The 22,666-nt window shown below is 62.5% G+C and carries 19 protein-coding genes; 5 read left to right on the top strand and 14 right to left on the bottom strand.

Features of this window, described 5'->3' with window-relative positions; all coding sequences use genetic code 11:
• Window positions 1–210 precede the first annotated feature (210 nt).
• Genes LQ249_RS15795 through LQ249_RS15775 form a run of 5 tightly spaced genes read left to right on the top strand, consistent with a single transcriptional unit; the run spans window position 211 to window position 5,770 of the window.
• Complete coding sequence (locus LQ249_RS15795) at window positions 211–1,860, top strand: AMP-binding protein (protein WP_057004148.1); 1,650 nt, start codon at window positions 211–213, stop codon at window positions 1,858–1,860.
• 22 nt (window positions 1,861–1,882) lie between these two features.
• Window positions 1,883–2,650, top strand: coding sequence for an SDR family NAD(P)-dependent oxidoreductase (locus tag LQ249_RS15790; protein ID WP_017846263.1), 768 nt, complete (start codon window positions 1,883–1,885; stop codon window positions 2,648–2,650).
• Window positions 2,651–2,663: 13 nt separating this feature from the next.
• Window positions 2,664–3,848, top strand: a complete 1,185-nt coding sequence (locus LQ249_RS15785; RefSeq protein ID WP_017846262.1) for an acetyl-CoA C-acyltransferase — start codon at window positions 2,664–2,666, stop codon at window positions 3,846–3,848.
• Between the two features lie 9 nt (window positions 3,849–3,857).
• Window positions 3,858–4,985: an acyl-CoA dehydrogenase gene (locus LQ249_RS15780; protein WP_046383503.1), complete on the top strand. Its 1,128-nt coding sequence runs from the start codon at window positions 3,858–3,860 to the stop codon at window positions 4,983–4,985.
• 11 nt (window positions 4,986–4,996) lie between these two features.
• Complete coding sequence (locus LQ249_RS15775) at window positions 4,997–5,770, top strand: enoyl-CoA hydratase (RefSeq protein ID WP_017846260.1); 774 nt, start codon at window positions 4,997–4,999, stop codon at window positions 5,768–5,770.
• Between the two features lie 63 nt (window positions 5,771–5,833).
• Here LQ249_RS15775 and LQ249_RS15770 read toward each other — a convergent pair whose 3' ends face one another.
• The 14 genes from LQ249_RS15770 to arnC all read right to left on the bottom strand — a co-directional run bounded on the left by LQ249_RS15770 (window position 5,834) and on the right by arnC (window position 22,664).
• Complete coding sequence (locus tag LQ249_RS15770; RefSeq protein WP_057004145.1) at window positions 5,834–6,985, bottom strand: acyl-CoA dehydrogenase family protein; 1,152 nt, start codon at window positions 6,983–6,985, stop codon at window positions 5,834–5,836.
• Between the two features lie 3 nt (window positions 6,986–6,988).
• Window positions 6,989–8,092 (bottom strand): enoyl-CoA hydratase/isomerase family protein, encoded by a 1,104-nt coding sequence (locus LQ249_RS15765; protein WP_232565614.1) that lies wholly within the window; start codon window positions 8,090–8,092, stop codon window positions 6,989–6,991.
• Between the two features lie 134 nt (window positions 8,093–8,226).
• Window positions 8,227–9,072 carry an alpha/beta hydrolase gene (locus LQ249_RS15760; protein ID WP_017846257.1) on the bottom strand — a complete coding sequence of 282 codons (846 nt, stop codon included), beginning with the start codon at window positions 9,070–9,072 and terminating at the stop codon, window positions 8,227–8,229.
• Window positions 9,069–10,694: a cytochrome P450 gene (locus tag LQ249_RS15755; RefSeq protein ID WP_046383500.1), complete on the bottom strand. Its 1,626-nt coding sequence runs from the start codon at window positions 10,692–10,694 to the stop codon at window positions 9,069–9,071. Before LQ249_RS15755 ends, LQ249_RS15760 begins: the two co-directional genes overlap by 4 nt.
• 2 nt (window positions 10,695–10,696) lie before the next feature.
• On the bottom strand, window positions 10,697–12,214 hold the full coding sequence (locus LQ249_RS15750; protein ID WP_046383499.1) for an acyl-CoA dehydrogenase family protein: 1,518 nt from the start codon (window positions 12,212–12,214) through the stop codon (window positions 10,697–10,699).
• A gap of 233 nt (window positions 12,215–12,447) precedes the next feature.
• Window positions 12,448–13,158, bottom strand: coding sequence for an HPP family protein (locus LQ249_RS15745; RefSeq protein WP_232565613.1), 711 nt, complete (start codon window positions 13,156–13,158; stop codon window positions 12,448–12,450).
• 188 nt (window positions 13,159–13,346) lie between these two features.
• Entirely contained in the window at window positions 13,347–14,957 is a 1,611-nt protein-coding gene (locus tag LQ249_RS15740; RefSeq protein ID WP_057004143.1) for an ArnT family glycosyltransferase, read from the bottom strand.
• A 15-nt stretch (window positions 14,958–14,972) separates the two neighbouring features.
• Complete coding sequence (locus LQ249_RS15735; protein ID WP_057004142.1) at window positions 14,973–16,352, bottom strand: UDP-glucose dehydrogenase family protein; 1,380 nt, start codon at window positions 16,350–16,352, stop codon at window positions 14,973–14,975.
• A complete protein-coding gene (gene arnF, locus LQ249_RS15730; protein WP_046489489.1) occupies window positions 16,349–16,762 on the bottom strand; it encodes a 4-amino-4-deoxy-L-arabinose-phosphoundecaprenol flippase subunit ArnF in 414 nt (137 codons plus the stop codon). The genes LQ249_RS15735 and arnF overlap by 4 nt, the downstream gene beginning before the upstream one ends.
• Window positions 16,759–17,106: a 4-amino-4-deoxy-L-arabinose-phosphoundecaprenol flippase subunit ArnE gene (gene arnE, locus LQ249_RS15725; RefSeq protein WP_017846250.1), complete on the bottom strand. Its 348-nt coding sequence runs from the start codon at window positions 17,104–17,106 to the stop codon at window positions 16,759–16,761. The genes arnF and arnE overlap by 4 nt, the downstream gene beginning before the upstream one ends.
• Entirely contained in the window at window positions 17,103–18,758 is a 1,656-nt protein-coding gene (gene arnT / locus LQ249_RS15720) for a lipid IV(A) 4-amino-4-deoxy-L-arabinosyltransferase (protein WP_169881054.1), read from the bottom strand. The genes arnE and arnT overlap by 4 nt, the downstream gene beginning before the upstream one ends.
• Window positions 18,755–19,639 (bottom strand): 4-deoxy-4-formamido-L-arabinose-phosphoundecaprenol deformylase, encoded by an 885-nt coding sequence (gene arnD, locus LQ249_RS15715; RefSeq protein ID WP_128191418.1) that lies wholly within the window; start codon window positions 19,637–19,639, stop codon window positions 18,755–18,757. Before arnD ends, arnT begins: the two co-directional genes overlap by 4 nt.
• Window positions 19,639–21,630, bottom strand: coding sequence for a bifunctional UDP-4-amino-4-deoxy-L-arabinose formyltransferase/UDP-glucuronic acid oxidase ArnA (arnA, locus tag LQ249_RS15710; protein WP_232565612.1), 1,992 nt, complete (start codon window positions 21,628–21,630; stop codon window positions 19,639–19,641). Before arnA ends, arnD begins: the two co-directional genes overlap by 1 nt.
• Window positions 21,627–22,664, bottom strand: a complete 1,038-nt coding sequence (arnC, locus tag LQ249_RS15705; RefSeq protein ID WP_032804319.1) for an undecaprenyl-phosphate 4-deoxy-4-formamido-L-arabinose transferase — start codon at window positions 22,662–22,664, stop codon at window positions 21,627–21,629. Before arnC ends, arnA begins: the two co-directional genes overlap by 4 nt.
• Between the last annotated feature and the right edge of the window lie 2 nt (window positions 22,665–22,666).

Below are 22,666 nucleotides of genomic sequence, written 5' to 3'. Positions count from 1 at the left end.
GCCATCAGGTTAGAAGCTGGCGGCCGGCGCGTCCAATCGCTTGGGCCGACCGCTTGATCGGCGGGGTCTATGATCAAGCGGCATTGGCCAAACCAGTCAGGCATGTTGGTGGCTTTGACCATTGCTGCTGCAGCGCTCTAGAGCGACTATTTCCGCGGCTCTCGTCCGAAAAAACGTCCTGAAAATAAAAATACTGAAGGATTTGAAGCGATGCGTGACTATTTGGCTGCCACTACCGAGTTCGATTACCAACATACCGTCGACAGCGCCTTGGCCGGTAACCTGCAAGGCCTCAATGCCTGCGTGGAATGCTGCGACCGACATGCGTTACCAGGGCGCATTGCGCTGTTCTGGGAAGGCAAGGATGGGCGCAGTGCCACATCCACCTTCAGCGACTTGCAAGACCAGGCTGCACGCTTCGCCAATTTCCTGTTGGCCCAGGGCGTCAAACGCGGCGACAAGGTGGCCGGCCTGTTGCCACGCACCGCCGAATTACTGGTGGTGGTCCTTGCGACCTGGCGCATCGGCGCCGTCTATCAACCGTTGTTCACCGCCTTCGGCCCCAAGGCCATTGAGCATCGCCTGAACAGTTCCGGCGCGGCCGTGGTGGTCACCGATGCGGTGAACCGGCCCAAGCTCGCGCAAGTGGAAGGCTGCCCGACGATCGTCACGGTCACTGGCGCCAAGGGCGAAGGCCTGGTACGCGGTGATTTCAGTTTCTGGGCCGAGCTGGCCACCTATTCCAACCACTGCGAGCCGGTGCTGCTGGGCGCTGACGACCCGTTCCTGCTGATGTTCACCTCGGGCACCACCGGCCCGTCGAAAGCGCTGTCGGTGCCGCTCAAGGCCATTGTTGCGTTCCAGAGCTACACCCGCGACGCGGTGGACCTGCGCCCCGAAGACGCATTCTGGAACGTTGCCGACCCGGGCTGGGCCTATGGCATCTATTTCGGCGTGACCGGACCGTTGTCCATGGGCCACCCGATTACTTTCTACGATGGCCCGTTCACCCTCGAAAGCACCTGCCGGGTGATCAATAAATACGGGATCACCAACCTGACCGGCTCGCCGACCGCGTATCGCCTGTTGATTGCCGGCGGCGAGCAATTCGCCCGCTCGATCAAGGGCAAGCTGCGTATTGTCAGCAGCGCCGGCGAGCCGCTGAACCCGGAAGTGATCCGCTGGTTTGCCGACAACCTGGGGGTGACCATCCATGACCATTACGGCCAGACCGAGTTGGGTATGGTGCTGTGCAATCACCACGGCCTGGAACACCCGGTGCATGTCGGTTCGGCGGGTTTTGCCTCGCCGGGGCATCGCATCGTGGTGCTGGACGACGATCACCAGGAATTGCCCGCCGGCCAGCCAGGGATTCTCGCCGTCGACCGCGAGCAATCGCCGATGTGTTGGTTCGCCGGCTATGACGGCGTGCGGACCAAGGCGTTTGTCGGCAAGTACTACCTCAGCGGCGACACCGTCGAACTGAACCCTGACGGCAGCATCAGCTTCGTCGGGCGCAGTGACGATGTGATCACCACTTCCGGCTACCGCGTCGGCCCGTTCGATGTGGAAAGCGCGCTGGTCGAACACCCGGCGGTGGTGGAAGCGGCGGTCGTCGGCAAGCCCGACGCGGAACGCACCGAACTGGTGAAAGCCTTCGTGGTGATCAACGAACAGTTCCGCGCCACCCCCGAGTTGGCCGAGGAATTGCGCCTGCATGTACGCCAGCGCCTGGCCGCGCATGCCTACCCGCGGGAAATCGAATTTGTCAGCGACTTGCCCAAGACCCCGAGCGGCAAGCTGCAGCGCTTCATTTTGCGTAATCAGGAAATCGCCAAGGCGCAAGCCGTGTTGGCCTGATCCACTTTTCAAGGAAACAACGATGCAGATTGCAAACAAGGTTTTTCTGGTCAGCGGCGGCGCGTCGGGCCTCGGCGCAGCCACCGCTGACATGCTGGTCGCCGCCGGCGCCAAGGTGATGCTGGTGGACCTGAACGCCGATGCCGTCGCGGCCAAGGCCAAACAACTGGGCGACAACGCCCGCAGCGCGGTGGCGGACATCAGCCAGGAAGCCGCTGCCGAAGCCGCCGTGCAGGCCACCGTTGCGGCCTTTGGGGGCTTGCACGGGCTGGTGAACTGCGCCGGTGTGGTACGTGGCGAGAAGATCCTCGGCAAGAACGGCCCCCATGGCCTGGCCAGCTTTGCCCAGGTGATCAACGTCAACCTGATCGGCAGCTTCAACCTGCTGCGCCTGGCCGCTGCGGCCATCGCAGAAACCCAGGCAGACGCCGACGGTGAACGCGGCGTGATCATCAATACCGCGTCGGTAGCGGCGTTTGACGGGCAGATCGGCCAGGCGGCGTATGCTGCGTCCAAAGGTGCGATCGCCAGCCTGACCCTGCCCGCCGCACGCGAATTGGCGCGCTTCGGCATTCGGGTGATGACCATCGCCCCCGGCATTTTCGAAACCCCGATGATGGCTGGCATGACCCCGGAAGTCCGCGATTCCCTGGCCGCTGGCGTGCCGTTCCCGCCACGCCTGGGCAAACCGAGCGAATACGCCGCGTTGGTTCGGCACATTATTGAAAACAGCATGCTCAATGGCGAGGTGATCCGTCTCGACGGCGCCTTGCGCATGGCAGCCAAGTAAGAGAGGAAGCGTCATGAGTGACCCCATCGTAATTGTCAGCGCCGCACGCACCCCCATGGGCGGGTTCCAGGGCGATCTCAAAGGCCTGACCGCACCGCAACTGGGCTCCGCGGCGATTCGCGCCGCCGTCGAGCGTGCCGGCATCGCCAGCGATGCCGTGGATGAAGTGCTGTTCGGCTGTGTACTGCCGGCCGGCCTCGGCCAGGCCCCGGCACGCCAGGCCGCGCTTGGCGCCGGGCTGGACAAGGCCACCCGCTGCACCACCCTCAACAAAATGTGCGGCTCGGGCATGGAGGCGACGATGCTTGCCCATGACTCGCTGCTGGCCGGCAGCGTTGATGTGGTGATTGCCGGCGGCATGGAAAGCATGTCCAACGCGCCGTACCTGCTGGACCGCGCACGCAGCGGCTACCGCATGGGCCACGGCCGCGTGCTCGACCATATGTTCCTCGACGGCCTGGAAGACGCCTACGACAAAGGCCGCCTGATGGGCACCTTTGCCGAAGACTGCGCACAACATAACGGCTTTACCCGCGAGGCCCAGGATGCGTTTGCCATTGCATCCCTGAGCCGCGCACAAGCCGCGATCAGCAATGGCAGCTTCGCGGCCGAGATCGTCCCGGTGCAGGTCACAGTGGGCAAGGAGCAAAAAACCATCCTGCATGATGAGCAACCACCCAAAGCCAAGCCGGAGAAGATCGCCAGCCTGAAGCCGGCGTTCCGTGAAGGGGGCACAGTGACTGCGGCCAACTCCAGTTCGATTTCCGACGGTGCGGCGGCTTTGCTCCTGATGCGTCAGTCCGAGGCGCACAAGCGCGGGCTGCAACCCTTGGCGGTGATCCGTGGGCATGCGGCGTTTGCCGATGAGCCGGGCCTGTTTCCGGAGGCGCCGGTGGGGGCGATCCGCAAGTTGATGAGCAAGACCGGCTGGAACCTGGGCGACGTGGACCTGTTCGAAATCAACGAAGCCTTTGCCGTGGTCAGCCTGATCACCATGAGCAAGCTGGAGATCCCCCACGACAAGGTCAACATTCATGGCGGCGCCTGTGCCCTGGGCCACCCGATCGGCGCCTCAGGCGCGCGGATTCTGGTGACGCTGCTGTCGGCCCTGCGCCAGAAAGGCCTCAAGCGTGGCGTCGCCGCCATCTGCATCGGCGGCGGTGAAGCCACGGCCATGGCAGTCGAATGCCTGTATTAAGGATTGAACATGCTGCCCAATGACGAACAACTGCAAATCAGCGACGCGGCCCGACAATTCGCCCAGGAACGCCTGAAACCGTTCGCGGCCGAGTGGGACCGCGAGCACCGCTTTCCCAAGGAGGCCATCGGCGAAATGGCCGAACTGGGCTTCTTCGGCATGCTGGTGCCGGAACAGTGGGGCGGTTGCGACACCGGCTACCTGGCCTACGCCATGGCCCTGGAAGAAATCGCCGCCGGCGACGGGGCCTGCTCGACCATCATGAGCGTACACAACTCGGTGGGCTGCGTGCCGATCCTCACGTTCGGCAACGATCAGCAGAAAGAGCAGTTCCTCAAGCCTCTGGCCAGCGGCGCGATGCTCGGCGCCTTCGCGTTGACCGAGCCGCAGGCCGGTTCCGATGCCAGCAGCCTGAAAACCCGAGCGCGCCGCGAAGGCGACCACTATGTGTTGAACGGCTGCAAACAATTCATCACCTCCGGGCAAAACGCCGGCATCGTGATTGTGTTTGCCGTCACCGACCCGGCGGCGGGCAAGCGCGGCATCAGCGCGTTTATCGTGCCGACGGATTCGCCGGGCTACACGGTGGCGCGGGTCGAGGACAAGCTGGGCCAGCATGCGTCGGACACTTGCCAGATCCTGTTCGAAGACGTCAAGGTGCCGCTCGCCAATCGTCTGGGGGAGGAGGGCGAAGGCTACCGCATCGCCCTGGCCAACCTCGAAGGCGGGCGGGTCGGCATTGCCTCGCAATCGGTGGGCATGGCCCGCGCCGCCTTTGAAGCGGCGCGCGACTATGCCCGCGAGCGCGAAAGTTTTGGCAAAACCTTGATCGAACACCAGGCCGTGGCCTTCCGCCTGGCGGACATGGCCACGCAAATCGCTGTCGCGCGGCAAATGGTGCATTACGCCGCCGCCCTGCGCGACAGCGGCAAACCGGCGCTGGTCGAGGCGTCCATGGCCAAGCTGTTCGCCTCGGAAATGGCCGAGAAAGTCTGCTCCGCCGCCTTGCAAACCTTGGGCGGTTACGGTTACCTGAGCGACTTCCCCTTGGAGCGGATCTACCGCGATGTGCGGGTCTGCCAGATTTACGAAGGCACCAGCGATATTCAGCGCATGGTCATCTCACGCAATCTTTAAGGAGCCATTACATGAGTTACGAAACTATTTTGCTCGACGTGCAGGGCCGTGTCGGGTTGATCACCCTCAACCGCCCGCAAGCCCTGAACGCGTTGAACGCACAACTGATCAACGAGTTGAATCAGGCGCTGGACACCCTGGAACGCAACCCTGAAATCGGCTGCATCGTGCTGACCGGCTCGAAAAAAGCCTTCGCCGCCGGCGCCGACATCAAGGAAATGGCCGAGCTGACCTACCCGCGGATCTATATCGACGACCTGTTCAGCGAGGCCGATCGCGTGGCCAACCGTCGCAAGCCGATCATCGCGGCCGTCAACGGCTTCGCCCTGGGCGGCGGCTGTGAGCTGGCGCTGATGTGCGACTTCATTCTGGCGGGCGACGGCGCCAAGTTCGGCCAGCCGGAAATCAACCTCGGCGTGCTGCCGGGCATGGGCGGCACCCAGCGCCTGACCCGCGCCGTGGGCAAGGCCAAAGCCATGGAAATGTGCCTGACCGGGCGCTTTATCGATGCGGTGGAAGCCGAGCGTTGTGGGGTCGTGGCGCGTATTGTCCCGGCCGATGAACTGCTCGAAGAGGCGCTGAAAGTCGCCACGCTGATTGCCGGCAAGTCGGTGCCGATCAGCATGATGGTCAAGGAAAGCGTGAACCGGGCGTTTGAAGTGAGCCTGTCGGAAGGCGTGCGCTTTGAGCGTCGGGTATTCCATGCGGCGTTTGCGACGCAGGATCAGAAGGAAGGCATGGCGGCATTTGTGGCCAAGCGCGCGCCTGAATTCAAAGACCAGTAAGCAGCTTATAAACGCCACAACCCCCCTGTGGGACGCTCCCACAGGGGGGTTGTGGCGTGTCAGTCAGAGCTGGTAGTTCTTCAGCTCCCGTGCAATCACCATCCGCTGAATTTCGCTGGTGCCCTCGTAGATCTGCGTGATCCGCGCATCGCGGTAGTAGCGCTCCACCGGATAATCCTCCAGATACCCATACCCGCCATGAATCTGCATGGCCGAGGAGCAGACCTTTTCGGCCATTTCCGAGGCGAACAGCTTGGCCTGGGACGCTTCCGAAAGGCACGGCTTGCCCGCACTGCGCAGGCGTGCGGCGTGCAGGATCAGCAAGCGTGCGGCATTGAGCCGGGTTTGCATGTCGGCCAGCAGGTTGGCCACGCTCTGGTGCTCGATGATGGCCTTGTCGAACTGCACGCGGTCACGGGCATACGCCAGCGCCGCTTCAAACGCAGCACGGGCGATGCCCAGGGCTTGAGCGGCAATGCCGATGCGCCCGCCTTCCAGGTTGGACAGCGCAATCGCCAGGCCTTTGCCGCGCTCACCCAGCAGGTTGGCCTCAGGCACGCTGCATTGGTTGAGGGTGACGGCACAGGTGTCCGAGGCGCGGATGCCCATTTTGTGTTCGGTACGGTCGACCACGAACCCCGGCGTGTCGGTCGGCACCAGGAAGGCAGAAATGCCGCGCTTGCCCAGTTCCGGATCGGTCACCGCAAACACAATCGCCAACTTGGCGCGCTTGCCGTTGCTGACAAACTGCTTGGCGCCATTGATCACCCACTGGCCGTCGCGCAGTTCGGCACGGGTACGCAGGTTGTGGGCTTCGGAGCCGGCCTGCGGTTCGGTCAGGCAGAAGCAGCCGATGGCCTGGCCGCTGGCGAGGTCGGCCAGCCAGGTTTGTTTCTGTTCAGGTGTGCCGTAGTTGAGGATTGGCCCGCAACCCACTGAATTATGGATACTCATCAGGGCGCCTGTGGCACCGTCGCCGGCGGAAATCTCTTCCACGGCCAAGGCATATGCCACGTAATCGACATAGGTGCCGCCCCATTCTTCCGGCACCACCATGCCCAGCAGGCCCAGTTCGCCCATCTTCGCCACCAGGGCATCATCGATCCAGCCGGCTTTTTCCCAGGCCTGGGCGTGAGGGGCGATTTCGCCACGGGCAAAGTCGCGCGCCATGTCGCGAATCATGATCTGTTCTTCAGTATATTCAATATCTTGCATGGCTTATCTCGCAACCTGCGTGAAGTTGTGGAAGAAGCTTTCCACGTGGCTCGGGTCCAGTCCATGGAGCGTCGACGGGTTCCAGCGCGGGCTCTTGTCCTTGTCGATGATCAGGGCGCGGACGCCTTCAATCAGGTCGCCACGCTCGAACCACTGGCGATCCAGATGCAGTTCCAGGGCGAAACACTGCTCCAGCCGCAAACGGCGCCCGCGCCGCAGCATTTCCAGGGTCACGGCCATGGCCAGCGGCGAACGGGTTTGCATCAGGTTGGCCGTGGTCAGCGCCCATTCATGGCTGTTGGCAACCGTTACTTGCTGCAGTTGTTCGACAATGCTCGGCACGTCCGGCAAGGCAAAGAAATGATCGATGGCGGGGCGCAAGGCGGCGAGCGGGGCGTCCGGCAGTTGTTGCACGGCCAGCTTGGCCAACACGCCTTGCAGGTCCTTGAGAGGGGAGTCTTGCCATTGCAGTTGATCGAGTTTCTGGTCGAGGTCGGCCAGCTTGGTGCTGTCCAGGTACCAGTCCGCCAGCCCGCAGTACAGCGCATCGGCCGCGCGAATCTGCACGCCGGTAACGCCCAGATAAATGCCCAGTTCGCCAGGAATGCGCGGCAGGAAGTAGCTGCCGCCGACGTCGGGGAAGTAACCGATCGCCACTTCCGGCATCGCCAGGCGGCTGCGTTCGGTGACCACGCGCAGATCCGCGCCTTGCACCAGGCCCATGCCGCCGCCTAGGACAAAACCGTCCATCAGGGCCAGTATCGGTTTGCGGTAATGGTGGATGGACAGGTCGAGGGCGTATTCCTCGACGAAGAAATCCTGGTGCAGGCTGTCGCCGTTCTTGAAGCTGTCGTAAAGCGAGCGAATATCGCCGCCGGCGCAGAAGGCTTTTTCATCGGCACCGCGTAGGACCACGGCGTACACCTGGGGATCGTCTGCCCAGGCCTGTAACTGTTCGGTCAGGCTGCGAACCATGTTCAGGGTGATGGCGTTCAAGCCGGCGGGGCGATTGAGGGTAAGGTGGCCAATATGGTTGCGAACGTCGGCCAGAACCTCTTGCTGAAGCCTGTCGGCGTGGCTTGCCTCGGATGAAACCTGAGCAGTCATCTGTAACTCCCTGCTTTTATTGTTCTTTATCAATATGTTCGGGGACGAACGCTCCCGCGATCGTACCAGTGCAAATTTGCCCAGTACAACCCGGAATCATGCAGGTCGTTTTTGCATTTATGCAGAACCGGCGATCAGGCCGCCGAAGGATGAAAATAGCCGGCCAGAGCCTCGGCGCAGAGCAGCACGGCCCGCCTGGCCGCAGGCTCGGCAGCGGGGTGGTTGATAAACCCGTGGCGCATGCCTGGGTACTCTTTGTGCCGCACCGGCACCCCGGCGGTTTTCAAGCGTCGCGCGAAGGCGCGCCCTTCATCGCGCAGCGGATCGCAGCCGGCGGTGATGATCAAGGCCGCAGGCAAGCCCTGCAGGCACGGATCGCGGGCGGGTGAAAGCCAAGGATGCGCCCGCGGCGTATCGGCGGGTACGTAGTGGCTCACGTACCACTCCAGCAATTCGGCCGTCAGCCCGAAGCCTGTGGCGAAGTCATGTCGGGAACGATTGCGCGCCAGGCAGTCGAGAAGCGGGTAGAGCAGTAATTGAAAACCGATGTGCGCCTCGCCCAGGTCCCTGGCCATTTGGCCGATCACCGCGGCAAGCCCGCCGCCCGAGCCACCGCCCGCCACGGCGATACGCCGAGTGTCCAAGCCCAGGCTGGCACCGTGGCGGGCGATCCAGACCGTGGCGGCGTAACAGCTTTTTACCGCGGCGGGGAAGCGTTGTTCCGGTGGCCTCGGGTAGTCCACCGCCACCACGGCGCAGCCGGCCCACTCTGCCATCACCCGGCAAAAGCTGTCGTGGGTATCGAGGTCGCCTGTGACCCAGCCGCCGCCATGGAAATACATCAGCACCGCTGCCGGCGCAGGACGGGCCGGCCGGTACAGCCTCACGGCCACCGGCTGCCCCGGTGTGGCCAGGGTCAGGTCGCTGACATCCATCACCACCGCATCACGCACTTCCCGACGTGCCTGCTCGGGGCTCATGGCCTGGCCTCCGGTGCCTGTGCCTGGGCTTCGATTTCCACCAGGTAGTCCGGGGTTATCAGCGCCTTGACGCCCAACAACATGGTGGTCGGTTCGCAGCCCTCGAAAAACTCCTTATGCGCTTGGGCGATTTGCGGCCACCACTTCACGTTGGTGGTGTACATGCGTGTGGCAATCACTCGGGTGCGATCGGTGCCCAGCCGTTTAAGCGCCGCTTCGATGATTTCCAGGCAGCGACGGGTCTGTAAGTACACATCGTCGCTGGCGTAGGGGTTGCCCTGCTCGTCGAAGGCTACCGTGCCACTGGTGACGATGGTTTCACCGACGCGCAAGGCACGGCAGTAACCGCCATTTTTCTCCCAGGGGGCGGCGGAAAAGCAGCGCTGGATCGATGCGCCCTTTGGAATCGGTTCAAGTTCGACGTGGAGGGTCTTCAAGCCGCGGAACTGCAGGTTACTGGTACGCCACACCGGCGGCTTTTTCTCCTGCAGGCGCAGGTTCGGGAAGCGCTTGAGCAGGCTGCTGAACACCACCTCGGCCTCCAGCCGGAACAGCGCCGGGCCCAGACAGAAATGCACGCCACGGCCAAAGGCCAGGTGGTCGTTTTTCGCGCGTTGAATGTTGAAGCGGTCCGGGTCGGCGAAGTGCTCCGGGTCGCGGTTGGCAGCGGCACGTATCAGGTACACCAGATCGCCTTTGCGCAGGGTCTGGCCTCTGAGCTCGATATCTTGCGTCACGACGCGATGGCTGAACTGCCCCGACGGATCAATGCGCAGCATTTCTTCGATCGCGGGTTTCATCAACGAACCATCGGCCAGCAGTGCGTTCAACTGGGCAGGGTTGGTCAACAAGTACCACAGGCCGATGCCCAGCATATCGGCGCTGGTGGTGTAGCCAGCCACCAGAACAAAGGCCACCTGGGCCAGCAGATCGTCTGTGCTCGTGTCGGGGCCGGCGGCGGCAATGACACGGCTGACCAAGTCGTCACGCGGGGCCTGTCGGCGTCGCTCGATCAGGTTGCCGAAGTACGCATACATCTCCTCCAGGCCTTGCGCGGCGGCGCCGGGAGTATTCGCCGGGTCAAGGTTGCCGACCAGAAACATCAGGATCACATCGGTCCAGCGCCGCAGCTTGAGCGCATCTTTTTTGGGGATGCCGTAGAGCATCGCCAGCACTCTGGCCGGCACCTGATTGAACAGGCGGCTCATCAGTTCGGCGGAAGGGCCCACTGTGGCGAGGAGTTCATCGGTAACCGCCTGGATGTCTGCCCGCAGCGCTTCAATCGAGCGCGGCGTGAATGCGCGGCCGAGCAGATGGCGGCTGGCCTCATGGACTTTGCCATCCTGGGCGTACATCCAGCGCGATGCTTTTTCAATAAAGGGCTCGTACATCGCGCGTTTTTCGGGCGGCAGTTGCGCGTTTACCAACTGGCGTATCCGATCCGAGGAGTAGCGCGCGGCGTCGCTTTGCGCCTTGAAGACGTCATCGAAGCGAGTCAGCATCCACGCCTTGTGCTGGGAACTCCAATACACGGGATGATGGGTGCGTAGAAACGCGTAGGCCGGGTAGGGATCGCGAACCGTGTCGGGGTCGCGGAAGTCGGGTTTGCCTTGAGGGTTCATGGTTATTGATCCTCATACAATGCGCGGGTGAACTGCTGGATGTAGTCGGCTTTCGCGATAGGCGCGTCGACCAGCTCGTCAGGCGGCTTCAGCCAGTCGCCGAGCCAGGCAATGCGCGCAATGCTGGCGCACGGTTCGTCATCGTGAGCGAGCCCCCAGCGGTGCAAATAGGCGACAAACACTGCGATCAAGTCGCGCAGCAGGCCCGGTTCGAGCGGCTGGCCTTCGAGCGCCTGAATGATCAGATCGAGGGCGCGGGCGTAAGTCAGCCCCACCGCTTGCGGGTGGGAAAAATCACCGGCGTCTCGGCACTGCCGGACAATGCTCCGCTCGATTGCCTGGCCCGGGTTACAGGGCGCGACCCGGTCAAATCGCGGACGGGACAGCGCATCCTTGATCACTTGGTAGGCCATCACGCTGTTGTCCCCGGCGAATGTCGGGCTGATCTCGAAGTCCATGCGCAGGGTGACGATCTGGTTGTAGTGGTGAAACCCTTGTGAACCACACAACTCACGGCACTGGGCGATCACTTCCAGGCCCATCCAGGTGCCGATGCATTTGCTTAATGCCGCGAGAATGTGCAGGTCTTTACGCCGTTCGGTCTGCGGCCATTGCGCTTCGAAGCGTTCGAGGATGGCTTGCTCAAGATACTTGAGGGCCAATGCCTTGAGCTGGACGTTGTACAAGCGCTGGCGAAACAGCGGGTTGCCCAGTAGCGGGCCGGCCTGTGTCAGGCGGTGGCGGGCGAATTGATAGGCCAGGTGCGCGCTCAATCCTGCACCAAGGCGCGAGGCGGCCATCAACAGCAGGCGCTCCTGAAGGAATGTCTCCAGTGCATTGATAAAACGTTCGTTTTTGGGCAGGTCGCTGACGAACTGGCCGTTGCGGGTAAACCTGGCGTGGCGTTGCAACAAGGCGTCGGTGTCCAGCTGCATCTGGCAAAAGCGCAAACCGCCGACCTGATTGGCGTGAATGCCGCCCTTGGGGTCGCAAGCCATGACCTTGACACCCGGGCGCAACGGGCCGTTCTCCGCGTCGCGAATCACCACGCGAAACCAGTGGTGCCCCTGGTCTTCGCCATTGACCTGCAATCGCGCGAGTACCATCGCCACCTGGGCAGCATACAAACTGTTGCCGATCCAGTATTTACAGGCGCCGGCGCACGGTGAGTCGAGCACCAGGCAGTGCCGGGCAGGATCGTAGGTAACGGTCGTCTTGAGGTTACGCACGTCGGTGCCGCTGGCGATTTCAGTGCAGCCAAAGGCATACACAGCGCGCATCTGAATGACTTCATCGCGGTAGCGCGCCACTTGCTCCGGGCTGCCCTGGGTCAGTAAGGCGTTGGCGGCAATCATGTGGTCGACCAGCGAGGAATACAGTGCGTAATCGTAGGCGCCGATCACGCCGATCTGTTCGCACAGCGCCCTGAAATGTGATTCGTCCGGTTGGCCGAGCCACATGTCATTGTTGATCACTCCGGCATTGAAAATGGCGTGCATACGCCTGATGGTCAGGTCCATGTAGGCCCTGAGGGGGAGGTGGTGACGTTCTCGAGCAGCAAATAACGGGGTGCGAAGCAGGTGTTGCAGACATTCGTTCATACCGTAACCCTCAGCCAGACTCTGCATGTCTTCGCTACTGGGTTACGGCGTTCCAGACCTCAAGTGAACCACTGACATAGTTAGAACTTTAGCCGCCGTGTACTGCGTCGCAACTCTGTGGACACGCCACTCGTCGTGCGCCATGCACGGGCTCAATTGACACGGCTTGCCAGTACCTCACCGATACTGCGGCGGCGCGCGTGGGTTTCTGCGGCGTGGATCAACTGTTCCAGTTCATTGGGTTCCACATCGTAGAACTGTTCCATCTCGGCCAATGCCAGCTTCAGGTCGGCGGCGGTAATCGCCGGATCGCGTGCGGCCCTGGCATCCTTAAAGATTGCTGTCGGCGACTCGCTGGCACCTTTGGGATAGCGCGTGCGGGTGGCATTGTTGTAGGCCAGTGCACAGGTCAATAACGCTCCGGCGCCGAGCATCACCACCGGCAGTTCCTGCCAGCCGAGCGCCGCCGAGGCCGGATCGGCCAGTACCAGCGTCATCGCCAGGCCTCCCGCGGGCGGGTGCAGGCAGCGCAGCCAGCAGATCAGGATCACAGTCATGCCCGCAGCCAGGCAGGCGCTGCCCAAGGTGCGCCCCAGGACCCGCGCGACTAACAGCGCGATCACGGCCGCACACAGGTAGCTGCCGATGATCGACCACGGCTGGGCCAGGGCGCCGGATGAAACGGCAAACAGCAGCACGGCCGACGCGCCCAGCGGGCCGAGCAGGTGCAGGGCGACCTCCATGCCAAACACTTGGGCGCAGAGCCATACGCTGAGCAGAGTGCCCAAGGCCATGCCGATCGCGGCACGGCTCCATTCGGCAGGGCGGGTATTGATGGCGGCGGGTAACCAGCGAGCGAGCATCGACAACTTCCATAAACAGCGGGCAAAAAAAAGGCTTGTCTGGTTTCCCGGAAAAGCCCTTGAAAGTTCCTGCATTTGGGGGAGGAACCTGCGTAGTGTGCCGAGCGCGATGCAAGGTCGCCAATGCATATTAATGCAGGTTAAATACAAAAATAATGGACTCAACTGGCCGGCTGCCGCCGGCGCAGTCAAGGTTGGAGGGGCTTGTCCAAGTGCAGCAGCACGTAGGGATTCTTGTCGAATGTGCCGGTGAGCGTCGGTGTGATCGAGCGCAATCGCGGGTCTTGCAACGCTTCGAAGTCGTCCTGGCTCATGACCAGCCACGCCGGGCCTTGCAACGTCGCCAGGTCGGCGGGCTGCTGTGTGAACAACGGCACTCGGTCGCAATCGAGGTTGACGATGAACTTGATGGCTTTGGCATCTTTGCCCAGCGCATGCAGCACGACGGGCGCCGGTTGCTGGTGGACCTGGGCCTGGACTTGCAGGCTGAAGGTACGCGTGTCATAGAGGCTACGCTCCAGTGGCTCGACCACCCAAATATAGGTGGTCCATACCGCCAGCACGGCGGTCAGCGCCGGCGCCAGCATGCGCAGGCGTGCCTGGAACACTGCCACCAACGCCAGCACTTGAAGCACGCCAAGCACGCCCAACACCCAGCCGATGTGCGCCAACTGCTCCGGGTAACGCGGGCGCGCCATCCAGAGCCCGGCGATCAGCAACGCAGGTAACACGGTCCACAGGCTCAGCATCAAACCGCGCAGCCAGCCGAACAACCGGCCGTGGGCGACTTGAAACGGATACGCCGCAATAATGGCCGCCATCGGCAGCATCGGCAGCACGTAACGCGCTTTCTTCGCCTGGGGCACCGACAAGCCGAGCATCACCAGCAAGCCCGCCGCGGCGCAGTACAGCACCAACTGCAACGCCGGATCAGGTGCGCGTCGGCCGCCCAGCGCTATCGCCAGCAGCACCAGCAACGCCAGCGGGTAAGCCAGCGCGTAGTTGCCCAGGGAACTGCTGAAGTAATACAACGCACCGCTGGAGCCTTCACTGCCATCCATCCGCCCGAGGAACTGCATGCGGATCACGTCCTGCATGAACGCTTCGCCGCCACTGAGCTTGGCCAGCAGCAACAGCAGGCCGACGCAGGCCCCCAGCAGTGCCAGGGCCAACAGGCCGAAGCTGAACAGTTGGCGCCATTGACGGTTGATCAGGAAGTAGCTGCACAGCACGCCTGTGGGAATCACCAGGCCAATCGGCCCACGGATCGCAAAGCCCACGATCAACAGCAGGTACAGCCAATGCAAGCGCTTGGCGGCGCCGAAGTGATCATGTGCATAACCCAGGTAGAACACCGTCAGGGCCACGGCCGCGAGCATCTGGTCCAGCGACACAGCGCGGGTTTCGCTGATAAACGTGCTGCTGAGCAACAGCAGCGCAACACTCAGCAGGCCCCAACGCTGGGAGTAGGGCGCCGTCAGGCGATACACCAGCATGACGATCAGCGCCGAAGCGATGGACGTCGGCAACCAGGCCGTGAAGCTGTTGACCTGGCCCAGGGGCAAGGACAGCAGCCACGTCATCAGCGTCGAGGTCGCCAGGTAATCGGCATACGGTTGCCCGTAGGTCGTGGGGAAGAAGCTCGGCCCATGGCGCAGCATCTCCTGGGCGAATACCACGAAGCGCGAGTCAAACCCGATGATTGCCTGGTGCCAGTTACCGGCGATGAATAACAGCAACGCCAGCAGCGCCAACCCCAGCGACTGGCGCCGGATCGCTGCGTTCATCAGCTGGGGCATTTGATCTTTCACTTGTCAGGCTTCCCCTGCTTGCGGCACCCACTGTTGCTGGGGAATCGGCAACTGGCAGGAGTCGCCACGGCCCATCGGGAAGTACTGGAAGCCTTTGCGCGCCAGGCGCTCGCCGTCGTACAGGTTGCGCCCATCGAAGATCACCGGAGTGTTCAGGCGTTGGTGGATCAGGTCGAAGTCCGGTGCCTTGAACTGCTGCCATTCCGTGCAGATGATCAGCGCATCGGCGCCGCTCAGGGTGGATTCCGGAGTGCCCATCAGCATCAGCCGTGGGTCGTCGCCGTAGATCCGCAGGGTTTCCTGCATGGCTTCGGGGTCAAACGCGCGCACATTGGCGCCGGCTGCCCACAGCGCTTCCATCAACACGCGGCTCGGGGCATCGCGCATGTCGTCGGTGTTGGGCTTGAAGGCCAGGCCCCACAGGGCGAAGGTTTTACCGCGCAGGTCGCCCTTGAAGAAGGCGTTGACGCGCTCAAACAGCTTGCTCTTCTGGCGCTGGTTGATCGCTTCGACGGCTTCGAGCAGGTCGCTCGAGCAATGGGCCTGCTTGGCGCTGTGGATCAGGGCGCGCATGTCCTTGGGGAAGCACGAGCCGCCGTAGCCGCAGCCTGGGTAGATGAAGTGATAGCCGATGCGCGAGTCGGCGCCGATGCCCAGGCGTATCGCTTCGATGTCCGCCCCCAGGTGTTCGGCCAGTTCGGCGATCTGGTTGATGAAGCTGATCTTGGTGGCCAGCATGCAGTTGGCGGCGTACTTGGTCAGTTCGGCGCTGCGCAGGTCCATGAAGATGATGCGATCGTGGTTGCGGTTGAAGGGCGCGTACAGGTCGCGCATGACTTCGCGCACTTCTTCACGCTCGCAGCCGATGATGATGCGGTCCGGGCGGCGGCAGTCGGCAACCGCCGAGCCTTCCTTGAGGAATTCCGGGTTGGAGACGATATCGAACTCCAGGTGCCGGCCGGTCCCGTGCAGGGCCTTTTCGATATGGGCGCGCAAGGTGTCGCCGGTGCCGACGGGTACAGTGGATTTTTCCACCAGGATCACCGGCTCGATGCGATGGCGGGCAACCGCATCGCCGACCGACAGCACGTATTTCAAGTCCGCCGAACCGTCTTCATCCGACGGCGTACCTACCGCGATAAACAGCACTTCGCCATGTTCGACGGCGAGCTTTTCATCGAAGGTGAAGCTCAGTCGTCCGCTTTCAAGGTTCTCCTTGACCATCGCCGCCAACCCTGGCTCGAAAATGCTCACATGGCCCTGCTGCAATTGCCTGACCTTGTGTTGATCAACGTCCATGCAGATGACATCGTGACCGACTTCGGCCAATACAGTGGCCTGTACCAGACCGACGTAACCACTACCAAATACACTGATTTTCATGGGGCATTCCTGGGGCTTGCTGTGCTAGCACGACGAGAGTTAATAACCAGTACACCGAGGATGACCAAGGCCACCCCCAGGGTTTTTGAAAGCGAAAAATGTTCGTTGAACACCGGCAGGCTGGCGGCCAACAGGTAGACCAGCGCGTAGCTGATGCTGAGCAGCGAATAGGCGCGGCCCAGGGGCAAATCCTTGAGCGCACAGAGCCAGCACAGCATCGACAGCGCATAAGCGAGGATTGCCAGGCTCACCACGCCGAGGGCGCCCAGGTCGATGGCGTTGCTGCTGAATGCGCCGAGCCATTCGTCCGGCAGGGGCAGGCGCGTCATGCTCCAGCGCATCCCCAACTGGGCGGCGCTGACCAGGCCGACACTGCCCAGGGCGAAGGCAAACCCGCGAGCCCGGCTCATACCTGGCGCCCCAGCAGCACGACGCCGGCAATCACCAGCGCCACGCCCAGCCAATGCCGAGTGTCGATGTGCTCCTTGAATACGAAGCGCGCCATTAACGTGACCAAGACGAAATTGAGGCTGAGCATCGGGTAGGCAATCCCGACTTCGAGGCGCTGCAGCACCAGCAACCAGACCAACAGGCCAAAACCCAGGCACAACAGCGCGGCCCACAACCAGGCAGAGCGCAGTTTCAGGGCCCAACCGTCAGGCTGGTCGCGCCAGCTTTCCACGGCGAACTTCTGAGCGACCTGGCCCATGCAAGTGAGCAGGCAGGCGGCCAATAACAGGAACAGGGTGATCATGGCGCAACCCGCGGGAAAATCAGGATCACGATATTGCCTTGCTCATAGCGCTTGCCGTCCGGGGGCAGCAGGTTCACTTCGGCGATCTCCTCGTCACCCTTGACGCGCATCACCACGCCCACAGAGCCTTGCCGGCGGGCCTCGTTCATCCATTGCTGGACCTGGGTCATGTCGACCTTGCGCTGGGCGGCGTCCGGGTAGGCGAGGCCGTATTTCACTTCGCCGATGGTGTTATAGAGGGTGATGTCGGTGCGTTGCAGGCGCCAGGCCAAGGCCGATGCCGCGCCGAGGTCATTGCTGAGCAGGGCGGATGTCGGTTGCAGTTCCTGCAGGTGGTCGATGATGAATTGATCCGGCGTCTTGTTGTACACCACCGAATGGGGCAGCGCGGCCGGGGCCAATGCCAACAGCAACCAGCTGCCCAGCGCCGGCGCAGCCCACAGTTTCAGTGGGCGTGCAACCTGCAACAGGTTGGCGATGATCCAGCCGAACAGGCCGGTGAATACCAGCACCAGGCTGAGGGTTTCCTGGCCGTGTTCGTACAGCGGTTTTTTCAGTTGGAACCACGTCAGTGCGAGCAAGGCCACGACACCGAGGATCAGGTTCAGCCAGCCGTTGATGCGCAAGGCACGGTCACGCGCCTGGGCCAGTTTGTCGGTGAGCGCGTTACCCATGAGCAACGCCAGCGGCAGCAGGCACGGCATGATGTAGGACGGCAGCTTGCCTTTGGCCAGGCTGAACAGTGCCAGCGGCATCAGCAGCCACAACAGCAGGAATGCGGTGCCGGGCGCGCGCTTCTGCTGCCAGGCCTGCTTGACGGTGGACGGCAACAGCGCCACCCACGGCAGGCTGAATGCGACCAGCAGCGGCAGGTAGTACCAGAATGGCTCGGCGTGCTGCGCGTCTGCGCCGGCAAAGCGTTGGATATGCTCATGCCAAAAGAAGAAGTTCCAGAAATCCGGCTCCTGACTCTGCACCGCAAGCGCCCAGGGCAGGCTGATGACAATCGCCACGGCGACGGCGACCAGGCCGTAACCGAGCAGCTCGCGCAAGCGCTTCTGCCAGATCGCGTAGGGCAGGGCGATCAGCACCGGCAGCAGCCAGGCGAGGAAGCCTTTGGTCATGAAACCCATGCCACAGGCAGCCCCAAGCAGCGCCCAGGACCCGATGCGACCGTTGCGGGTGGTGCTGTCGAAGCAAAACCACAGCGCCACGCCGGTCAGGTTGACCCAGAAGGTGAACTGCGGGTCCAGGTTGGCATAACCGCCCAGCGCCACGACGCTGACAAAGCTCATGTACAGCACTGTGCTGACCAGGCTCTTGTGCGGGTCATTCCACAACCGGCGCGACACCAGGTACACCAGCAGAATGCTGAGCCCGGTGCTCAAGGCCGACGCAAAGCGCACGCCGAACAGGTTTTGCCCGAAGATCGCCTGGCCCAGCGCGATCATCCAGTAACCGGCAGCCGGTTTTTCGAAATAACGAATGCCCATGAAATGCGGCGACGCCCATTTGCCGGTCAGCAGCATTTCCTGGCTGATCTGTGCATAGCGGGTTTCATCCGGAATCCACAGGCCATGGGTGGCCAGGGGTAACAGATAAAATGCGCCGAATGCCAACAGCAGCAGGGGCAGCGCCCAACGGCGGATCATGCCTGCTGCACTCCGAGCCAACCCTCACGGCCGCTCAGGGCGCCGCGCACCAGTTGTTGCTGGGGCAGGGTGGAGACGTCCGCCGGGAGCAGATCGCCCAGCGGTTTGAAATGGATGCCGCGCTGCCCTGCCTGGGCGAGCAACTGGCGAAAATCGTTGGCCATCAGAATCCCTTCTACTTCTGCGTGGATCGTGTAGACGTTCAGCTTCGACTGTGCGAAGCGGTCGAGAATGAACCCGTTGAAATCCTTGGCAGCCACCACCGGCCCGACGACTTCGTCGAAGGTCGGCAGGTCTACCGGAATCTGTGGGGTGCCCGCGCTGCCATCGGCCAGGGTCGGACGAAACAGGCTGGTGCCCCGGCAATCGCTGTTGTAGCGAAAGTTGAAGGCTTGCTTGGCTTGCACCACGCGTTCATCGGCGCGCCAACCGGCGGCCGCTGAACAGTCGATACGTTCACCGAGGATGTCGCTCAAGGTGTCCACACCGCGTCGGACCTGCTCGATCAACTGTGCGTCGCTCCAACGTCCGGCGTTGGCCTGCCAGCCATGGTGATCCCAGGCGTGCAGGCCGACTTCATGCCCGGCGGCCTTGGCCTGGCGCATCAAGTGCCCCAGGTCGCGGCCGATCGGCTTGCCCGGCCAGGCGGTGCCGGCGAGCAAGATATCCCAGCCATACAGGCCGGCGGCGTTGGAACGCAGCATCTTCCACAGAAATTGCGGGCGGATCAGGCGCCACAAGTGGCGCCCCATATTGTCCGGCCCGACACTGAAGAAGAACGTTGCTTTTACCCCGGCTTCATCCAGGGACTCGAGCAACCGTGGCACGCCTTCGCGGGTGCCGCGGTAGGTGTCGACATCAATGCGAAGACCTGCCTGCATCAGCGCTTGTCCGAGATTTCGAGCATGGCTTCACGCAGGAAGAAATCCAGGGTGTTGCCGATGGTTTCGCTCATCTCCACGGTCGGCTCCCAGTTCAGCAGGCGCTTGGCGTTTTCGATGCTTGGTTTGCGGTGAGCCACGTCCTGGTAGCCGGTGCCGTAGAACGCCTTGCTTTCCACGTCGCGGAAACCGGCGAACGGCGGGAAGTTGCTGCGCAGCGGGTGAGCTTCGAACTGACGCAGCAGTTCTTCGCCCAACTGGCGGATGCTCGCTTCGTTTTCCGGGTTGCCAATGTTGATGATCTGGCCGTTGCACGCATCGTTGTCGTTATCGATGATGCGCGCCAGGGCTTCGATGCCGTCGGCGATGTCGGTGAAGCAGCGTTTCTGCTCGCCACCGTCGAACAGGCGGATCGGCGTACCTTCCACCAGGTTCAGGATCAACTGGGTGATCGCACGGGAGCTGCCGATACGTGCCGAGTCCAGGCGGTCCAGACGCGGGCCCATCCAGTTGAATGGACGGAACAGGGTGAACTTCAGGCCCTTGGCGCCGTAGGCCCAGATCACGCGGTCCAGCAGTTGCTTGGAGACCGAGTAGATCCAGCGTTGCTTGTTGACCGGGCCGACCACCAGGTTGGAGGTGTCTTCGTCGAAGTACTGGTCCTGGCACATGCCATAGACTTCAGAAGTCGACGGGAAGATCACGCGCTTGTTGTACTTGACGCAGTAGCGCACCAGCTTGAGGTTCTCTTCGAAGTCCAGCTCGAACACGCGCAGCGGGTTGCGGGTGTATTCGATCGGGGTGGCGATGGCCACCAGCGGCAGGACCACGTCGCACTTCTTGATGTGGTACTCGATCCACTCGGTGTGGATGCTGATATCGCCTTCCACGTAATGGAAGTTCGGGTGGCTGCGCAGGCGCTCGATGGCGTCGGAGCCGATGTCCAGGCCGTAGACTTCGTAACGGTCGTCACGCAGCAGGCGTTCGGACAGGTGGTTACCGATAAAGCCGTTCACGCCCAGGATCAGCACACGGGTGCGACGTGGCTTGCGGCCGGACTCGGCGCCGCGCAGGACGGAACCGTCTACCAGGCCCAATTCGTTGGCCAGGGACGGGCCGGTCAGGTACAGACCGTTGTCGTTGCGCTGACCGAACTTGATCACCAGCGAGTCTTCACCGCACGCGATGCGCAGCGGGTTGACGCTGATCACGCGGCCAGGCGCCAGGCCTTCGTTGCCCTGGACCACTTCGGCTTGCCACACGATCAGCTTGTGCTCGCCCACGGCGCAGAAAGCGCCCGGGTACGGTTGCGTCACGGCGCGCACCAGGTTGAACAGTTCTTCAGCCGGTTTTTGCCATTCCAACTTGCCATCCGCTGGAGTGCGGCGGCCGAAATAAGTGGCCTTGCTTTCGTCCTGGGCGGTTTCCGCCAGTTTGCCCGCGGCCAGTTGCGGCAAGGCGTCGCGCAGCAGGCTGCTGGCGGCGTCACGCAGTTTGGCGTGCAGGGTCAGGCCGGTGTCGGAACGCTCGATCGCGACTTTCTGCTGGGCCAGGATCGCGCCGGCATCGGCACGCTTGACCATGCGGTGCAGGGTCACGCCGGTTTCGGTTTCGCCCTTGACCAGCACCCAGTTGGCGGGCGCGCGGCCACGGTATTTCGGCAGCAGCGAGCCGTGCAGGTTGAACGCGCCTTTGCGGGCGGTGGCCAGCAGGGGTTCGCTCAGCAGGTTGCGGTAGTAGAAGGAGAAGATGAAATCCGGGTTGAGCTTGGCGATGCGCTCGATCCACAGCGGGTGGTTGGCGTCTTCCGGTGCATGCACCGGGATGCCTTTGCGGGCGCACAGTTGCGCGACGGAACCGTAGAAATTGTTTTCCTTGGGGTCATCGGCATGGGTGAACACGGCAGCAATGTCGTAACCGGCAGTCAGCAGGGCTTCAATGCCAGCACAGCCAATATCGTGGTAAGCGAAGACAACAGCTTTTGAATTCATGACGAAACCTGATCGGAAGGGGAAGTAGTGGTGGTATGGGAGGACACCATGCCGTCAACGACGACCACGGGTGCCGGTGCTGCCGGTTGGTTGCGCAGCACTTTTTCAATAAAGAACCGGGGGCGGGCGCGGACATCGCTGTACATGCGGCCCAGGTATTCACCCAAGAGGCCCATGCCGATGAACTGGCCGCCGGTGAACACGAACAGCACCGCGAACAGCACGAACGTACCGCCGCCGGCCCATTGGGCGCCGAAGGCCAGGCGCAGGACGATCAGCGCAACGGCGAACAGCACGCCCAGGCCCGCCAGGCTGAAGCCGACGATGGACAGCAGGCGCAGCGGGGTGGTGGTCATGCAGGTCAGCAGGTCGAACATCAGGCTGATCAGGCGCATGGCGCTGTATTTGGATTCGCCGTGTTCGCGCTCAGCATGGTGCACGAGGATTTCAGTCGTGTGACGGGCAAAACCGTTGGCCAGGATCGGAATAAACGTGCTGCGTTCGCGGCAGGCGAGCATGGCGTCGACGATGGTGCGGCGGTACGCGCGCAGCATGCAGCCGTAGTCACTCATGGCAACGCCGGTCGAACGCTGCACGGCCAGGTTGATCAGGCGCGACGGCCAGCGGCGGAAGGCCGAATCCTGGCGGTTGTTGCGCACGGTGGCAACCACGTCGTAGCCCAGCGCGGCTTGTTCCACCAGGCGCGGGATTTCTTCCGGCGGGTTCTGCAGGTCGGCGTCGAGGGTAATCACCACATCGCCCCGGCACTGCTCGAAACCGGCCATGATCGCCGCATGCTGGCCATAGTTGCGATTGAGGATCACCGCGACCACATTGCTGCCGTCTTCGGCGGCAGCGTCTTCAAGTAATTGTGCGGATTTGTCGCGGCTACCGTCATCCACCAGGATGATTTCGTATTCGTAGGCCAGTTGCTTGCAAGCTGCCGTCGTGCGACGCAGCAATTCAGGCAGGCTTTCTTGTTCGTTGTAGACCGGGATAACGATCGACACACAATGAATAGGGTAGGGTTTCAAAG

It is taken from the genome of Pseudomonas sp. 7-41 (assembly GCF_021233075.1).
Taxonomy (GTDB): domain Bacteria; phylum Pseudomonadota; class Gammaproteobacteria; order Pseudomonadales; family Pseudomonadaceae; genus Aquipseudomonas; species Aquipseudomonas veronii.
The sequence above is the reverse complement of the archived record's forward strand: the minus strand, read 5'-3'. Positions and strand labels throughout refer to the sequence as shown.

What these genes read in the sequence shown, in the direction of transcription:
- LQ249_RS15795 (WP_057004148.1), top strand. Translation starts at nt 211, where the DNA reads ATGCGTGACTATTTGGCTGCCACTACCGAGTTCGATTACCAACATACC.
- LQ249_RS15790 (WP_017846263.1), top strand. Translation starts at nt 1,883, where the DNA reads ATGCAGATTGCAAACAAGGTTTTTCTGGTCAGCGGCGGCGCGTCGGGC.
- LQ249_RS15785 (WP_017846262.1), top strand. Translation starts at nt 2,664, where the DNA reads ATGAGTGACCCCATCGTAATTGTCAGCGCCGCACGCACCCCCATGGGC.
- LQ249_RS15780 (WP_046383503.1), top strand. Translation starts at nt 3,858, where the DNA reads ATGCTGCCCAATGACGAACAACTGCAAATCAGCGACGCGGCCCGACAA.
- LQ249_RS15775 (WP_017846260.1), top strand. Translation starts at nt 4,997, where the DNA reads ATGAGTTACGAAACTATTTTGCTCGACGTGCAGGGCCGTGTCGGGTTG.
- LQ249_RS15770 (WP_057004145.1), bottom strand. Translation starts at nt 6,985, where the DNA reads ATGCAAGATATTGAATATACTGAAGAACAGATCATGATTCGCGACATG.
- LQ249_RS15765 (WP_232565614.1), bottom strand. Translation starts at nt 8,092, where the DNA reads ATGACTGCTCAGGTTTCATCCGAGGCAAGCCACGCCGACAGGCTTCAG.
- LQ249_RS15760 (WP_017846257.1), bottom strand. Translation starts at nt 9,072, where the DNA reads ATGAGCCCCGAGCAGGCACGTCGGGAAGTGCGTGATGCGGTGGTGATG.
- LQ249_RS15755 (WP_046383500.1), bottom strand. Translation starts at nt 10,694, where the DNA reads ATGAACCCTCAAGGCAAACCCGACTTCCGCGACCCCGACACGGTTCGC.
- LQ249_RS15750 (WP_046383499.1), bottom strand. Translation starts at nt 12,214, where the DNA reads ATGGACCTGACCATCAGGCGTATGCACGCCATTTTCAATGCCGGAGTG.
- LQ249_RS15745 (WP_232565613.1), bottom strand. Translation starts at nt 13,158, where the DNA reads ATGCTCGCTCGCTGGTTACCCGCCGCCATCAATACCCGCCCTGCCGAA.
- LQ249_RS15740 (WP_057004143.1), bottom strand. Translation starts at nt 14,957, where the DNA reads ATGCCCCAGCTGATGAACGCAGCGATCCGGCGCCAGTCGCTGGGGTTG.
- LQ249_RS15735 (WP_057004142.1), bottom strand. Translation starts at nt 16,352, where the DNA reads ATGAAAATCAGTGTATTTGGTAGTGGTTACGTCGGTCTGGTACAGGCC.
- arnF (WP_046489489.1), bottom strand. Translation starts at nt 16,762, where the DNA reads ATGAGCCGGGCTCGCGGGTTTGCCTTCGCCCTGGGCAGTGTCGGCCTG.
- arnE (WP_017846250.1), bottom strand. Translation starts at nt 17,106, where the DNA reads ATGATCACCCTGTTCCTGTTATTGGCCGCCTGCCTGCTCACTTGCATG.
- arnT (WP_169881054.1), bottom strand. Translation starts at nt 18,758, where the DNA reads ATGATCCGCCGTTGGGCGCTGCCCCTGCTGCTGTTGGCATTCGGCGCA.
- arnD (WP_128191418.1), bottom strand. Translation starts at nt 19,639, where the DNA reads ATGCAGGCAGGTCTTCGCATTGATGTCGACACCTACCGCGGCACCCGC.
- arnA (WP_232565612.1), bottom strand. Translation starts at nt 21,630, where the DNA reads ATGAATTCAAAAGCTGTTGTCTTCGCTTACCACGATATTGGCTGTGCT.